14 protein-coding genes are annotated in these 15,170 nt (G+C 57.8%); 9 read left to right on the forward strand and 5 right to left on the reverse strand.

Annotated elements, in window-relative coordinates; all coding sequences use genetic code 11:
• Window positions 1-14: 14 nt before the first annotated feature.
• On the reverse strand, window positions 15-1,925 hold the full coding sequence (locus tag SCU88_RS14150; RefSeq protein ID WP_175341741.1) for an ATP-dependent DNA helicase: 1,911 nt from the start codon (window positions 1,923-1,925) through the stop codon (window positions 15-17).
• A 140-nt stretch (window positions 1,926-2,065) separates the two neighbouring features.
• Here SCU88_RS14150 and SCU88_RS14155 point away from each other — a divergent pair, with 140 nt between their 5' ends.
• Window positions 2,066-2,413, forward strand: coding sequence for a RidA family protein (locus SCU88_RS14155; RefSeq protein WP_138097856.1), 348 nt, complete (start codon window positions 2,066-2,068; stop codon window positions 2,411-2,413).
• 17 nt (window positions 2,414-2,430) lie between these two features.
• Here the strand turns inward: SCU88_RS14155 and SCU88_RS14160 are convergent, their stop codons facing one another.
• Window positions 2,431-2,610, reverse strand: coding sequence for a YoaH family protein (locus SCU88_RS14160; RefSeq protein ID WP_175341742.1), 180 nt, complete (start codon window positions 2,608-2,610; stop codon window positions 2,431-2,433).
• A gap of 117 nt (window positions 2,611-2,727) precedes the next feature.
• On the opposite strand from SCU88_RS14160, the gene pabB reads away from it, so the two are divergent.
• From pabB to sdaA, 3 genes are all read left to right on the forward strand, one after another.
• Window positions 2,728-4,104: an aminodeoxychorismate synthase component 1 gene (gene pabB, locus SCU88_RS14165; protein WP_175341743.1), complete on the forward strand. Its 1,377-nt coding sequence runs from the start codon at window positions 2,728-2,730 to the stop codon at window positions 4,102-4,104.
• The gene (locus tag SCU88_RS14170; RefSeq protein ID WP_175341744.1) at window positions 4,101-4,676 is read left to right on the forward strand and encodes a CoA pyrophosphatase; all 576 of its coding nucleotides are present in this window, start codon (window positions 4,101-4,103) and stop codon (window positions 4,674-4,676) included. Before pabB ends, SCU88_RS14170 begins: the two co-directional genes overlap by 4 nt.
• A 205-nt stretch (window positions 4,677-4,881) precedes the next feature.
• A complete protein-coding gene (sdaA, locus tag SCU88_RS14175; RefSeq protein ID WP_138097860.1) occupies window positions 4,882-6,246 on the forward strand; it encodes an L-serine ammonia-lyase in 1,365 nt (454 codons plus the stop codon).
• A 52-nt stretch (window positions 6,247-6,298) separates the two neighbouring features.
• Here the strand turns inward: sdaA and yoaE are convergent, their stop codons facing one another.
• The gene (gene yoaE, locus SCU88_RS14180; RefSeq protein ID WP_175341745.1) at window positions 6,299-7,861 is read right to left on the reverse strand and encodes a CNNM family cation transport protein YoaE; all 1,563 of its coding nucleotides are present in this window, start codon (window positions 7,859-7,861) and stop codon (window positions 6,299-6,301) included.
• 457 nt (window positions 7,862-8,318) lie between these two features.
• Here yoaE and manX point away from each other — a divergent pair, with 457 nt between their 5' ends.
• The 5 genes from manX (at window position 8,319) to mntP (ending at window position 12,504) form a co-directional block, all read left to right on the forward strand.
• Window positions 8,319-9,299 (forward strand): PTS mannose transporter subunit IIAB, encoded by a 981-nt coding sequence (manX, locus tag SCU88_RS14185; protein ID WP_175341746.1) that lies wholly within the window; start codon window positions 8,319-8,321, stop codon window positions 9,297-9,299.
• 70 nt (window positions 9,300-9,369) lie between these two features.
• Complete coding sequence (locus SCU88_RS14190) at window positions 9,370-10,170, forward strand: PTS mannose/fructose/sorbose transporter subunit IIC (protein ID WP_138097864.1); 801 nt, start codon at window positions 9,370-9,372, stop codon at window positions 10,168-10,170.
• A 12-nt stretch (window positions 10,171-10,182) separates the two neighbouring features.
• On the forward strand, window positions 10,183-11,034 hold the full coding sequence (locus SCU88_RS14195) for a PTS mannose transporter subunit IID (protein WP_138097865.1): 852 nt from the start codon (window positions 10,183-10,185) through the stop codon (window positions 11,032-11,034).
• Between the two features lie 57 nt (window positions 11,035-11,091).
• Entirely contained in the window at window positions 11,092-11,550 is a 459-nt protein-coding gene (locus SCU88_RS14200) for a DUF986 family protein (protein WP_175341747.1), read from the forward strand.
• Between the two features lie 390 nt (window positions 11,551-11,940).
• Window positions 11,941-12,504, forward strand: a complete 564-nt coding sequence (gene mntP / locus SCU88_RS14205) for a manganese efflux pump MntP (protein ID WP_138097867.1) — start codon at window positions 11,941-11,943, stop codon at window positions 12,502-12,504.
• On the opposite strand, the gene rlmA is transcribed toward mntP, so the two are convergent.
• Both rlmA and ftsI read right to left on the reverse strand, forming a co-directional pair.
• A complete protein-coding gene (gene rlmA, locus SCU88_RS14210) occupies window positions 12,505-13,317 on the reverse strand; it encodes a 23S rRNA (guanine(745)-N(1))-methyltransferase (RefSeq protein WP_175341748.1) in 813 nt (270 codons plus the stop codon).
• 64 nt (window positions 13,318-13,381) lie between these two features.
• Window positions 13,382-15,127, reverse strand: coding sequence for a peptidoglycan glycosyltransferase FtsI (gene ftsI / locus SCU88_RS14215; RefSeq protein ID WP_138097869.1), 1,746 nt, complete (start codon window positions 15,125-15,127; stop codon window positions 13,382-13,384).
• Window positions 15,128-15,170: the final 43 nt, after the last annotated feature.

Consider the following 15,170-nt stretch of genomic DNA (forward strand, 5'->3'; position numbering starts at 1 on the left):
CAGCCGGGCGCGAATTACTGCGCCGCGCTGTCGGTCAGGAAGGCGACTGCCCGCTTTATATCCCGGGTGCGCGGCGCCGGTGGCAAACTGTTCAGGAACACCTCACCGTAAGGGCGCATGACCAGGCGACTGTCGCAAATCACCAGCACCCCGCGATCGTCAACGTCGCGAATCAGACGCCCTACTCCCTGTTTCAGGGCGATGACCGCTTCCGGCAACTGCACGTCGTTAAAGGGATCGGCGCCGCGCAGACGGCAGTCTTCCATGCGCGCCTTTAGCAACGGATCGTCCGGCGCGGTGAACGGCAGTTTATCGATAATCACCAAAGACAACGCATCGCCGCGCACGTCCACCCCTTCCCAGAAGCTGCTGGTCGCGACCAGCAGGGCGTTACCCGCTTCGATAAACTGGCTCAATAGCTGCCCCTTGCCGGTTTCGCCCTGGAGTAACACTGGCAGGGTCATGGTGGCGCGAAACTCCGCCGCCAGATCGCGCATCATGGCGTGAGAGGTACACAGCATAAAACAGCGCCCGTTATTGGCTTCGATCATCGGGCGCAGCATCTGCGCCAGACGACGCGCCGCGCCGGGCTGGCGGGCTTCAGGAAGGCCACGCGGCACGCAGAGCAGTGCCTGGCTGGCATAGTCGAAGGGGCTCGGCAGCAGTAACGTTTGGGCATCGTCAATGCCAAGGCGGCCGGTAAAATGGCCGAGATCGTCATTCACCGACAGGGTTGCCGAAGTGAAGATCCAGCTACCGGGCTTCTGGCCAATCACCTCTTTAAACTTCTCTGCCACCGTCAGGGGGGTGAGCGCCAGAGTAAAGTGGCGCGAGTTGCACTCATACCAGTAGCTGTAACCGGGCTGATTGACCTCTTTCAGACGTTGCAGCCGGGCGCGATAAAGGGTGGCGCGCTCAAAAGCGGCGTCCAGCAGCGCCGAACGGCCAAGCGCCAGTTTCGCTACGTCGTAACAGAGCTCCAGCGCATCGTCGAGCAGCAGCAACGCCCGCTGGATGCTGGCATCCGCCAGCAATTCGCGCAGATTGCCGCGGTAGCCAGGTTCACCCAGTTGCAGGCGGAAATCCTGCGCGCTCTGAGCCAGGCGGTCGGCGCACTTCTGCAACTGGCGGGTATCTTTGAGTTCGGTCCGGTAGGCGATATTGATATCCCGAGCCAGATCCAGCAGCTGACGGCTGGACAGCGACTGACCAAAATACTGGCTGGCGATATCGGGGATCTGATGCGCTTCATCGAAGATCATCACCTCGGCTTCCGGAATCAGTTCAGCAAAGCCGCTCTCTTTCACCACCATATCGGCCAGGAACAGATGGTGATTCACCACCACCACATCGGCCTCCATGGCTTTTTTACGCGCTTTTACTACAAAGCACTCTTTATAGAGCGGGCAGTCGCTACCCAGGCAGTTATCATTGGTGCTGGTCACCAACGGCCAGACCGCAGAGTCTTCCGGTACGCCCGCACAGCTGCTGACATCGCCATCGAGGGTTTCGGTCGCCCAGCTGCGCAGCTTAACCACCTCGCTCAGCACCTGAACCGGCAGATCGCCACCGGCCATCGACTGCTGCTCCAGACGTTCCAGACACAGGTAGTTGGATCGTCCCTTAAGCAACGCAATCTGGCCTTTATAGTCCAGCGCTTTTTTGACGGTGGGCAGATCGCGGCTATAGAGCTGATCCTGCAAGGCTTTGGAACCGGTGGAGATAATCACCTGCTTACCGCTGCGCAACGCCGGCGCCAGGTAACCATAGGTTTTACCGGTACCGGTCCCCGCCTCAACCACCAGTTGCTCGCCCTGTTCGATAGCCTTACTCACCGCCTGCGCCATCTGGCGCTGCGGCTCGCGCGGTTTAAAGCCGGGTATCGCTTTGGCAAGCTGCCCGTCAACTGCAAAATCGTCCGTCACGCTACCCATATCCCCATGTATAAATTGCCAGTGATTATGTCAGGGCCAGGCCGACAACACCAGCAAAGAGGTAGCGGCCTGAGCGCGAATATGGCAGGCTCAGCGTTTTCAAACCGATGTGACCTAAGGATAACAAGACCATGACCATCAAGCGCATAGACACCGACCCCCGTATGTCCGACGCGGTGATCCATAACAACACGCTTTATTACACCGGGGTACCGAGAAACCTGAGTGCCGGTGCTTATGAGCAGACGCTGGATACTCTGGCGCAGGTAGAAGAGATGTTGAACGCTCAGGGCAGTAATAAAAGCAAAGTGCTCGACGCCACCATTATTCTGGCGGACGGCGCCGATTTCGCCGAGATGAACCGCGCCTGGGATAGCTGGGTGGATCCCGAGCATACTCCGGTACGCTGCACCATTCAGGCGACGCTGATGAAAGCCGAATACCGGGTGGAAATTAAGATTATTGCGGCTGTGGACTGAGGGCGATCAGAGGAGGACTACTCCTCCTCATCCTCAAACCGCGCAGCCACACGGCCCCCGGTGTGAGTTGCGCGGATCTCCTGCGCCACTCTGGCGATGGCTTCGCCGCTGCTGACGCCCTCAGCCATCAACGCCTGAATTCGCTCAACGGCCTGCTGCTGCTGTTCGTGAGTCAGGGAAGGAAGACCTGTAAACATATTCGACTCCTCGTTTTTAAGGTGGCTATTATCCCACGCCCTTACGACAGATGCCAGAGCCCCCGGCTTGTGGCATCCTGAGCGCCTGACGTTTCTGTTTTAGAGTGACCACCGACCATGCCACAACCGCTCACCCCGCCGCCGAGTCTGACGCTCCCCTGGCGCGAGGACGCCGCCAGCCACTATTTCGCACCGCTTAATGCCCTTCCCTGGGCCATGCTGCTGCATTCCGGCCATGCCGAACATCCGGATAACCGCTTCGATATTCTGACTGCCGCCCCCATTGCGACCCTGACCACTCACGGGGCCGAAACGGTAATTGCCCAAAGGGGGAAAGCCCCGCAGGTCAGCCATGAAGACCCGCTGGCCCTGCTGCGCGGCGTGCTGGAACAGAGTTGCCTTCAGCCTTCTCAGGAGTGCTGCCTGCCCTTTCAGGGGGGCGCTCTGGGGCTGTTTGGCTACGATCTGGGTCGCCGGTTCGAAAAACTACCCAGCCAGGCTCAGGCGGATATCACTATTGCGGATATGGCGGTGGGTATCTACGACTGGGCGTTGATAGTCGATCATCATCGCCAGTGCATTACGCTTATCGACCATCAGGATCCGGCGGCACGTCTGCGCTGGCTGGAGGCGCAGCGCCATACGCCAGGCCCCCCTTTCCGGCTCACCTCCCCCTGGCAATCCAATATGAGCCGCGATGAGTATGGCCATAAGTTTCGTCAGATTCAGGGCTGGATCCGCAGCGGCGACTGTTATCAGGTTAATCTGGCCCAGCGCTTTAGCGCCAGTTATGAAGGGGACGAATGGCAGGCTTTTTGCGCGCTCAATAGCGATAACCGGGCGCCGTTCAGCGCCTTTATTCGCACCGACGAAGGCGCCATTCTCAGCCTGTCGCCGGAGCGCTTTATTCATCTGGCCGAAGGACGCATTCAGACCCGCCCCATCAAGGGCACCCTGCCCCGGCTGGCGGATCCTGACCAGGACGCCCGTCAGGCCCGGCGTTTGCAGGAATCTCCCAAGGATCGGGCCGAAAATCTGATGATTGTCGATCTGCTGCGTAACGATATCGGGCGAGTCGCGGTGCCCGGCAGCGTTCGGGTGCCGGAGCTGTTCGTGGTGGAACCCTTCCCCGCGGTACACCATCTGGTCAGCACCATTACCGCCGAACTGCCCGCCAGCCTGCATGCCACCGATCTGCTGCGTGCCGCCTTTCCCGGCGGTTCCATCACCGGCGCCCCCAAAATTCGGGCCATGGAGATTATCGAAGAGCTGGAGCCCCAGCGCCGTAACGCCTGGTGCGGCAGCATTGGCTACCTGAGTTTCTGCGGGCGGATGGATACCAGTATTACCATCCGTACCCTAACCGCCACGGGCGGCAAACTCTACGTCTCAGCCGGCGGCGGTATCGTGGCCGACAGCGACGAAGAGGCGGAATATCAGGAAACTTTTGCTAAAGTTAACCGCATTCTGCGTTTGACGGGAACCACAGCATGATCCACAACGAGCTTACGATCGACGATTTTCTCTCCCGCTTTCAGATGCTGCGCCCCCGCTCACGCACGCCGAGCCGCAACCTGCGCCAGGCGGCGGTACTGATCCCCATCGTACGCCGTCCGACGCCGGGGCTGCTGCTAACCCAGCGCTCCCCACGGTTGCGCAAGCACGCCGGACAGGTGGCTTTTCCCGGCGGCGCCGTGGATGCCAGCGACGCATCACTGGTCGATGCCGCCCTGCGCGAGGCCCGGGAAGAAGTTGGTATTCCTTCTCAACGGGTTGAAATCGTCGGCGTACTGCCAGCAGTGGATAGCGTCAGCGGTTTCCAGGTAACGCCAGTAGTGGGGATTATCCCGCCGGATCTGCATTATCACGCCTGCGAAGATGAAGTCGCTTCGGTGTTTGAGATGCCGCTTCAGGAGGCTCTGCGGCTCGGGCGCTATCATCCGCTGGACATCAAACGTCGCGACGGCGACCGCCGGGTCTGGCTCTCCTGGTATCAGCACTACATGGTCTGGGGCATGACCGCAGGCATCATTCGTGAGCTGGCTCTACAAATTGGCATTCGCTAAGACGCTATACTTTAATTCTAAGTAACCGCCCTTATTTAGAGAATTATTCCAGGCGGCAGGCAGTTGAGAATTAGAGATTTTCACGCCCGGGATTAGTTTAATTCATGCGAATAGTTTTTCCCGGCGGGCCCGGGATCCCCGTACACTAGCCGCAGTTTATAGACCTTCGGAGCCGATGACGGCTCCCCTGGCCAGGAGTTTCAGCGTGATTAGCGTATTTGATATGTTCAAGGTCGGTATCGGCCCTTCCAGTTCTCACACCGTAGGCCCCATGAAGGCCGGCAAGCTGTTTGTTGATGAGCTTATCGAACAGGGGCTGCTGGATAGCGTCACCCGTATTGCGGTGGACGTTTACGGCTCCCTCGCCCTGACCGGTAAGGGTCACCATACCGATATCGCCATTATTATGGGGCTGGCGGGCAACCAGCCGAATGATGTGGATATCGACGCTATTCCCGGATTTATCCGCGATGTCGAAACCCGTGGCCGTCTGCCGCTGGCTCAGGGGCGACACGAAGTGGATTTCCCCCAGGATAACGGGATGCGCTTTCACAGCGAAAACCTGCCCCTGCATGAAAACGGTCTGCGCATTCACGCCTTTGACGGCGAGCGCGAAATCTATGCCCGTACCTGGTACTCCATCGGCGGTGGTTTTATCGTTGATGCAGAAAACTTCGGTAAGAGCGTGCTTGACGAAGTGGAGGTCCCCTGGCCCTATCATTCGGCCAAAGAGCTGCTGGCCCACTGCAAAGAGAGCGGCTACTCCCTTTCCGGTCTGGTGCTACAGAACGAACTGGCGCTGCACAGCCGTCAGGAGATCGATGACTATTTCGCCGATGTCTGGCAGACCATGCGCGCCTGTATCGATCGCGGTCTCAGCACCGAAGGCGTGCTGCCCGGGCCGCTGCGGGTACCGCGCCGTGCTGCGGCGCTGCGCCGGATGCTGGTCTCCAGCGATAAGCTGAGCCGCGACCCGATGAACGTGGTGGACTGGGTTAATATGTTCGCCCTGGCAGTGAACGAAGAGAACGCCGCCGGTGGTCGCGTGGTCACGGCGCCGACTAACGGCGCCTGCGGTATCGTGCCTGCGGTACTCTCTTACTATGACCACTTTATCGAGCCGGTCACTCCCGATATCTGGCTACGCTACTTCCTGGCCGCCGGAGCCGTCGGCATTCTCTACAAGATGAACGCCTCGATCTCCGGCGCCGAAGTGGGCTGTCAGGGGGAAGTGGGCGTGGCCTGTTCCATGGCCGCCGCCGGTCTGGCCGAGCTGCTGGGCGGTAGCCCGGAGCAGGTGTGCGTAGCCGCGGAAATCGGAATGGAGCATAACCTGGGCCTCACCTGCGATCCGGTGGCGGGCCAGGTACAGGTGCCCTGCATCGAGCGTAACGCTATCGCCTCAGTAAAAGCCATCAACGCCTCGCGCATGGCGCTGCGTCGCACCAGCGAGCCGCGAGTATCGCTGGATAAGGTTATCGAAACCATGTATGAAACCGGAAAGGATATGAACGCCAAATACCGTGAAACCTCACGCGGCGGTCTGGCGATTAAGGTTCAGTGCGACTGATATTCCGCCCCTGAATGCAAAAACGCCTGCCGAACCGGCAGGCGTTTTTTTATTACTCTTCTTCTTCCTCATCGGGCGGTGACTCTTTCACCACCCGCACCAGATCCACCCGGTAATCGCTGGCTTCCACCACCTGAATACGCAGCGGCGGCAGCGCAATCTCTTCACCCACTTTCGGGATCTGGCCGTGGGCATCAATCACCAGACCCGCCACGGTAGCAATATCCGCGTCTTCATCCACCAGGGTAGTGACATCCAGGTGCTGCTGAAGGGCATGCAGATCGGTGGAACCTTTGACCAGCCAGCCGTCACCGTCGGCAACGATCTCCGGAGTTTCGTCATCGTCCGGGAACTCACCGGCAATGGCTTCCAGCACGTCTACCGGCGTGACCAGCCCCTGCACCACACCGAATTCGTTAGTCACCATCACGAAGCTGCCACGCGCCCGGCGCAGAACGCTCAGCAGCGCAATGGGATCCAGCGTTTCAGGTACTACGATAACCGGCGTTGAGGCTGCCCAGGCCGCTACGTCGACGCCGTCGTCCAGCGCCACCAGCAGCTCTTTGGCGCGAACCACGCCAATCAGCTCATCCAGTTCGCCGTGACACACCGGGAACAGGCTGTGGGGCGATGAGAGCAGCTGCTGGCGTATCTCCTCCAGCGGCAGACTGGCGTCAACCCAGCTGATTTCACCGCGCGGCGTCATAATGCTACGCAGCGAACGAGAAGCCAGAGTCAGTACGCCGTTAATCATATAGCGCTCTTCATCGGCGAAGCCTTCGTGCGGGACAGGCATGACTACCGGCCCTTCCGGCTCGCTCTGGTTAGCTCCGTCGCGACGATTGCCCATCAGGCGCAGAATGGCTTCGGCGGTACGGGCACGCAGCGGCCGCTGAGACTGATTACGGATAAAGTTACGGCGCGCTATCTGGTTAAACACCTCAATCAGGATAGAGAAACCAATGGCCGCGTACAGATAACCTTTCGGAATATGGAAACCGAAGCCTTCCGCCACCAGACTCAGACCGATCATCAACAGGAAGCTAAGACAGAGCACCACCACCGTCGGGTGAGCGTTCACGAAGTTGGTCAGGGGTTTAGAGGCCAGCAGCATCACGCCCATGGCGATGACCACCGCCGCCATCATCACCGGCAGATCGTTCACCATACCGACCGCGGTAATAACCGCATCCAGCGAGAAGACCGCATCCAGCACCACTATCTGCAACACCACCACCCAAAAGCTGGCATAGCCTTTACCGTGCTCACCGTCGTGCTGACGGTTTTCCAGCCGTTCATGGAGCTCCGTAGTCGCCTTGAACAGCAGGAACAGGCCCCCCACCAGCATGATCAGATCGCGCCCCGAGAAGGTGAAATCCCAGACGCTGAACAGCGGTTTGGTTAACGTGACCAGCCATGAGATCAGCGACAGCAGACCCAGACGCATAATCAGCGCCAGCGACAGACCGATCAGACGCGCTTTATCACGCTGCTTCGGCGGCAGTTTGTCGGCAAGGATTGCGATAAACACCAGGTTATCAATCCCCAGCACAATCTCAAGCACTACCAGCGTCAGCAGGCCGGCCCAGATTGACGGGTCCATTAACAGTTCCATGACAAGCTCCGAAAACAGGAATGATCAAAGCGTACACCGCAAATCGCGGGCACAAAAAGGCAGAAGAAAGCAGAACGTGGGCACGGGCCCAGAGGATGAAAAGTTGCGCAGCAGGTGCTGCTCAATAAACAACGTCGGTGACGGTCCATACGGAGGGCAACTGCCCAAAGCTCCTTACAAAATGGTCAGAACGGCTAACATAACAGAGGGATTAACCTTCTGGCAAAGATTTACCAGACTTTGCAATACCTCTAACAAAGGGAAAAGAGTGACTGATTTCACAAAAGTTTTTTATTCTTTAACCAAAGATGATTTATCGAAGTTCATCACAAAAATTATTTTTTCACTGTCTAAAATAAATCGCGGTTTTTTAGATAAATCTTAATAACCCTTGTCTGAATCGATTCACTCTGATCAGAGCATACAGAGTGGCTGGCGACACAACAGGAGGTAGCAGGTGACCATTGCTATTGTGATAGGCACGCACGGCTGGGCAGCGGAGCAGTTGTTAAAAACTGCCGAAATGCTGCTTGGCGAGCAGGAGAACGTAGGCTGGATCGATTTCGTCCCGGGGGAAAATGCAGAAACCCTGATCGAAAAATATCAGGCCCAGTTGCAGAAACTGGATACCGCTAAGGGTGTTCTGTTCCTGGTAGATACATGGGGAGGCAGCCCATTCAACGCAGCCAGTCGCATCGTGGTGGATAAAGAGGGCTATGAGGTCATCGCCGGGGTCAATATCCCGATGCTGGTCGAAACCCTGATGGCCCGTGACGACGACCCCAGCTTTGATGAACTGGTGGCGGTGGCGGTTGAAACTGGTCGCGAAGGCGTTAAAGCGCTGAAAGCCAAACCGGTTGAACCGGCTCAGCCTGCCGCTCCCGTAGCGGCAACAGTAGCCGCGCCACAACCAGCCGCGCCCGCGAAACCCATGGGCCCCAATGACTATATGGTCATCGGCCTGGCGCGTATCGACGACCGTCTGATTCATGGACAGGTCGCCACCCGCTGGACCAAAGAGACCAACGTCACCCGCATTATCGTAGTCAGTGACGAAGTAGCCGCCGATCAGGTGCGTAAAACCCTGCTCACCCAGGTCGCTCCGCCCGGGGTCACCGCCCACGTGGTGGACGTCGCCAAAATGATCCGCGTCTATAACAACCCGAAATACGCCGGTCAGCGCGTGATGCTGCTGTTCACCAATCCGACCGACGTCGAACGGCTGGTGGAAGGCGGCGTGAAGATCACCACGGTGAATATTGGCGGTATGGCCTATCGCCAGGGTAAGACCCAGGTGAACAACGCGGTGTCGGTGGACGAAAAAGATATTGCCGCCTTTAACCACCTCAACGAGCGCGGCATTGAGCTGGAAGTCCGTAAAGTCTCCAGCGATCCCAAACTCAAGATGATGGACCTGATTAGCAAAATAGATAAATAGACGAAACCAGCCGGTTTCACTGTGCTCAGCTTTTCACATTTAGTCTGACTACGTTTATAGGAGAAGTACAATGGAGATAACCACTCTTCAGATTGTGCTGGTATTTATCGTCGCCTGTATTGCGGGTATGGAATCAATCCTCGATGAATTCCAGTTTCACCGCCCACTGGTCGCCTGTACGCTGGTTGGCGCCGTTCTGGGTGATATGAAAACCGGTATCATCATCGGGGGGACCCTGGAGATGATCGCCCTTGGCTGGATGAACATCGGGGCCGCCGTGGCACCGGATGCCGCCCTGGCCTCGATTATTTCCACCATTCTGGTTATTGCCGGACATCAAAGCATCGGCGCCGGTATCGCGCTGGCCATTCCACTGGCGGCCGCAGGCCAGGTGCTGACCATCATCGTTCGTACTATCACCGTGGGCTTCCAGCACGCTGCAGACAGCGCGGCAGAGAAAGGCAACCTGACGGCGCTTTCCTGGATTCACGTCTCGGCCCTGGTGCTGCAGGCCATGCGTATCGCTATTCCGGCGGTTATCGTGGCATTTTCCGTGGGTACCAGCGAGGTACAAAACCTGCTGAGCGCCATTCCGGAAGTGGTTACCAACGGTCTGAATATCGCTGGCGGCATGATTGTCGTGGTCGGTTACGCCATGGTCATTAACATGATGCGCGCCGGCTATCTGATGCCCTTCTTCTATCTGGGCTTCGTGACCGCAGCATTCACCGACTTCAACCTGGTGGCTCTGGGCGTTATCGGCGCAGTCATGGCCGTGCTCTACATCCAGCTGAGCCCGAAATATAACCGTTCTGCGGCAGCGCCTGCCCAGGCGGCAACCTCTAACGATCTCGACAACGAACTGGATTAACAGGTGAGCGACATGGTTGATATGACTAAAACGACTACCGAGAAAAAACTCACTCCGGGCGATATTCGCGGCGTATTCCTGCGCTCTAACCTGTTCCAGGGGTCATGGAACTTCGAGCGTATGCAGGCGCTGGGCTTCTGCTTCTCTATGGTACCGGTGATCCGTCGCCTGTATCCGGAAAATAACGACGCACGCCGTCAGGCAATTAAGCGTCACCTGGAATTCTTTAACACCCATCCTTATGTGGCAGCACCCGTTCTGGGCGTCACGATGGCGATGGAAGAGCAGCGCGCCAACGGCGCCGAGATCGACGATGGCGCCATCAACGGGATCAAAGTCGGCCTGATGGGGCCGCTGGCCGGGGTTGGCGATCCCATCTACTGGGGTACCGTGCGTCCGGTGTTCGCGGCACTTGGCGCCGGTATCGCCATGAGCGGCAGCCTGCTCGGTCCCCTGCTGTTCTTCATTCTGTTCAACCTGGTACGTCTGGCGACCCGCTACTACGGCGTGGCTTACGGCTACCGCAAAGGGGTCGATATCGTAAAGGATATGGGCGGCGGCTTCCTGCAGAAACTGACGGAGGGGGCGTCGATTCTCGGCCTCTTTGTGATGGGGGCACTGGTGAACAAGTGGACCCACGTCAACATACCGATGGTAGTTTCACGCGTGACCGACCAGACCGGCCAGGAGCAGGTCACTACGGTACAGAATATCCTTGACCAGTTGATGCCGGGCCTGGTACCGCTGCTGCTCACCTTTGCCTGTATGTGGCTGCTGCGCAAGAAGGTTAATGCGCTGTGGATCATCTGCGGCTTCTTCGTGATTGGTATCGTGGGCTATGCAATCGGCCTGTTAGGGCTATAATCCAACGCGTTATATCGATATCGCCGGGGCTCGCCCCGGCGTTTTTATGGAGAAAGTATGGGTCTGACGGACATCATCCTGATTGTACTGATTGCGCTAATGCTCGGCTGGGCGCTCTGGGTCGAGATAGTGCCGGAGCGGCGACGTGGCCGCACTCAGCTAAAGGTTCCGCTACTGCGGCGCAGCCCGGTAGACACCGCTATATTCACCGCTCTACTGGCCATCCTGGTATATAACAACCTGGTGAACCACGGTACCCTGCTTACCACCTGGCTATTATGTGGAACCGCGCTGCTGGCCATTTATATCGGCTGGCTAAGAACGCCCTGGCTGCGATTTAAAATCGGCGGATTTTTCTACGGACCGGTATGGATTAGCTATCAAAGAATTAGCGGAATGAATTTGTCGGAAGATGGCGTTCTGGTAGTGCAATTAGAAAAACAGCGTCTGCTTATTCGAGTACGAAATATCGACGATCTTGAGGCGATATATAAAATTATGCTGCGAGGTCAATAGCATACAATATAGCCCGGTCTATATTTTATCCGGGCTAAAAAATAACCTCGGATATAGCAAAGGCTATAAAATCATTAACCATAAAACCCGTCCTGATTAACAAAATCATTACCGATAAAGTCAAATGAAAATCGTTATCAATTGATAAATAATAAATTCCCTCGCGATTTGATGCTGGCTAAAAAATAAGATAAAGTACGCTCCGTTCTTTGGGGAGTAGCCGATCTCCTGGTATCAGGAGATGTACGTGTCAACAGACTCGTGACCGAAAGGAAACGTGGCGCGTACGGGCCGGAGTCGTATTCCGGTCAGGCGAGACCATAGCGCATCACTGCTGATACTGGGGGCAGTGGATTTGCGCTATATGGTTTTCCCGGTCAGGACGCTTGAATGAACCTATCCGCCACGCTTCTTCTCGCCTTCGGCATGTCGATGGACGCGTTCGCCGCCTCTATCGGCAAAGGCGCCACGCTGCAAAAACCCAAATTCTCTGAAGCGTTACGCACCGGCCTAATCTTCGGTGTGGTGGAAGCCATTACCCCGCTTATCGGCTGGGGACTGGGGATGCTGGCCAGCAAGGTCGTGATGGAGTGGAACCACTGGGTCGCTTTCGCACTGCTGCTGTTTCTGGGTTGCCGGATGATTATCGAAGGCTTTCGCACCAGCAGCGACGATGAAGAACCCCGCCAGCGCCACGGATTCTGGCTGCTGGTGACTACGGCCATCGCCACCAGTCTGGACGCCATGGCGGTCGGCGTTGGTCTTGCCTTCCTGAAGGTCAACATCATTCATACCGCGCTGGCCATTGGCTGCGCCACCATGATGATGTCGACCCTGGGTATGATGGTGGGCCGCTTTATCGGCCCGCTGCTCGGTAAGCGCGCCGAAATTCTCGGCGGCGTTGTTCTGATAGGTATCGGTATCCAGATCCTCTGGAGTCATTTCACTGGCTGATTATCCTTCCTGCCGACGCCAGACCCGTACCACAAAATCCGTTTCGCAGGCGAATGCCTGCGCCTCGTCCAGCTGTTGCCAGACTTCCGGGCGCGCCCGCCAGGCGAACGGCGTCATCTGTAAAAGCGCCCGGGCCTGATCGCCCGGCAGCTGCATAGTCCAGCCCGGCGTCAGGGTCTGCACCAGTTCAAAGCCTTCCAGTCGCTCTTCCCGATTCGGATGAAGCTGGACCTCACGATAAATCAGCGCTTTAAGCTGTACCAGATGGCGGGGCCCCGGGGTAACGGTCACCAGAATCCCCCCGGGTCGCACCACCCGCGCCAGCTCTGCGGCGCTGCACGGCGCATAAATGCGCACTACGGCGTCGAAACACCGATCGGCAAAAGGCAACCGATGGCTGGAGGCCACACAAAAGCGAACCTGTGGGTAACGCTTCGCCCCATAGCGAATAGCAACCTTTGAAACATCCAGACCGTAACACTCACTCCCCTGCCCCAGCGCCCCGGCAAAGGCCGAGGTGTAATAGCCTTCGCCGCAGCCGATATCCAGCACCCGTCCATCTTCGGGCAGCGCCCCGGACAGAACCGCCGTTACCGCATCGCGCAGCGGCTGATAGTATCCCGCATCCAGAAATGCCCTGCGGGCGCGCATCATCTCTGCGCTGTCCCCCGGCTCCCTTGAGCGCTTATGCTGTACCGGCAGCAGATTGACATATCCCTCTTTGGCCCTGTCGAACTGATGCCCCGCTGGACAGCGGAACTGCGTGGATTGCTCGGTCAGCGGTGCGTGACATAGCGGACAAACAAAGGACATAGTGGCTCCGGGATCTAAAAACGAGGGGCGCAGTGTACCGCTGCGCCCCTCGCCAGGGAAGCCATCACGACAGAGGATGAGCCTCATCGCTGGTTTTCAGTACCGACAGATGGTCCGAATCCGGCGCTACGCCGTCCGGCTCCACGTTCTGAAGCCGTAGCACATCGCCCATAATCTGGCTGAAGACCGGCGCCGCTACCGCACCACCGTAATATTCGCCGTTCTGCGGATTATTGATCATCACCACCAGCGCGTAACGCGGATTGGTGGCCGGCGCCACGCCGGCGGTGTAAGCCACATAGTTGTCGATATAGTGGCCATCCGGCCCAATCTTTTTCGCCGTGCCGGTTTTTACCGCCACCCGATAGTTACGCACCGCGGCCTTAATCCCACCGCCACCCGGCAGGGCAACGCTTTCCATCATATGTTCCACCTGGTGGACAATTTGCTCCGGCATCACCCGCTGCCCTTCTACCGGCGGATCGATACGAGTAATCGACAGCGGCCGTTCGATACCGAAACCACCAATCGTGGCGTAGACATGGGCCAGCTGTAGCGGCGTGACCATCAATCCATAGCCGAACGAAAAGGTGGCGCGATCCAGTTTGCCCCAGATGCGGCGGTGCGGCAGCAGGCCGCTACTCTCGCCGGTCAGGCCCAGCCCCGTAGGCTGACCGAAGCCGAAGGCTTTATAGGTCTGCATCAGAGCGTTAATCGGCATCGCCAGCGACAGTCGGGAGACGCCGACATCGCTCGACTTCTGCAGGATGCCAGTCAGCGTCAGCTCCGGATAGTAACCAACATCGCGAATCATATGACCGTCGATACGCCAGGGATGGGTATCCACTACGCTGTCCGGCTGAACGATCCCCTTACGCAGCGCCGTCATTAATACCAGGGGTTTGACCGTCGAGCCAGGCTCAAAGGTATCGCTGATGGCGCGGTTACGAAAATCATCCAGGGTGGCCCCGGCGCGATTGTTAGGGTTAAAGGTGGGATAGCTGGCCATCGCCAGCACCTCACCGGTATGGACATCCAACAATACCGAGGCACCCGACTTTGCTTTATTCCAGGTGACGGCGTTGCTAAGCGCATCTTCGGTGACGGTCTGTAACCGCCGGTCGATGCTCAGGATAATATTGTGGGCAGGCACTGGCGGGCGTTCGGTGATATTTTCGATAACCTTGCCGTAGCGATCTTTTCGTACCCGCCGTTCGCCGGGCTTACCGGTCAGCTGCCGGTTAAAGCTTTTCTCGACCCCTTCAATACCCCGGTCATCGATATTGGTGAAGCCAATCAGATTCGCCGCCACGTGGCCCGAGGGATAAAAACGTCGCGATTCCTGACGCAGGCTGATGCCGGGTAAACGCAGCTTTTTAATATATTGCGCCTGCTGCGGGTCAAGCTGGCGCGCCAGATAGACAAAGCGCCCTTTCGGATTATGCTCAATACGGTGAGCTATCTCGCTGAGCGGCTGTTTCAGCACCGTCGCCAGCGCCTGCCAGCGGGCGTTAATCTGCACGCCGCCCTTTTGACCGACGATAAGGGGATCGGCCCAGACCGCCGCTACCGGTACGCTGACCGCCAGCGGCTGACCGTTGCGATCCTCAATCATACCGCGAGGCACCACCAGCGGCTCTTCACGCAGCGAACGCTTATCCTCTTCCTTTACCAGGTGATCTGGCTCAACCAGCTGCAGCCAGGCCACCCGGCCAAGAATCACCAGTAAACTCACCAGAATGGCAATGCAGAGCAGCCCGTAACGCCAGTGGACAAAGTTCAGGCTTGTCGCGCCGCGCAATTTTTTCACATCCTCTCCTTTGCGGTTAACCGGAAAACAGCCCCGATTAAAC

It is taken from the genome of Jejuibacter sp. L23, assembly GCF_050815825.1.
Classification (GTDB): domain Bacteria; phylum Pseudomonadota; class Gammaproteobacteria; order Enterobacterales; family Enterobacteriaceae; genus Jejubacter; species Jejubacter calystegiae.

Coding starts and splice junctions, on each gene's coding strand:
- rlmA (WP_175341748.1), bottom strand. CDS start 13,317: ATGTCCTTTGTTTGTCCGCTATGTCACGCACCGCTGACCGAGCAATCC.
- pabB (WP_175341743.1), top strand. CDS start 2,728: ATGCCACAACCGCTCACCCCGCCGCCGAGTCTGACGCTCCCCTGGCGC.
- SCU88_RS14200 (WP_175341747.1), top strand. CDS start 11,092: ATGGGTCTGACGGACATCATCCTGATTGTACTGATTGCGCTAATGCTC.
- mntP (WP_138097867.1), top strand. CDS start 11,941: ATGAACCTATCCGCCACGCTTCTTCTCGCCTTCGGCATGTCGATGGAC.
- SCU88_RS14190 (WP_138097864.1), top strand. CDS start 9,370: ATGGAGATAACCACTCTTCAGATTGTGCTGGTATTTATCGTCGCCTGT.
- SCU88_RS14195 (WP_138097865.1), top strand. CDS start 10,183: ATGGTTGATATGACTAAAACGACTACCGAGAAAAAACTCACTCCGGGC.
- yoaE (WP_175341745.1), bottom strand. CDS start 7,861: ATGGAACTGTTAATGGACCCGTCAATCTGGGCCGGCCTGCTGACGCTG.
- SCU88_RS14170 (WP_175341744.1), top strand. CDS start 4,101: ATGATCCACAACGAGCTTACGATCGACGATTTTCTCTCCCGCTTTCAG.
- SCU88_RS14160 (WP_175341742.1), bottom strand. CDS start 2,610: ATGTTTACAGGTCTTCCTTCCCTGACTCACGAACAGCAGCAGCAGGCC.
- SCU88_RS14155 (WP_138097856.1), top strand. CDS start 2,066: ATGACCATCAAGCGCATAGACACCGACCCCCGTATGTCCGACGCGGTG.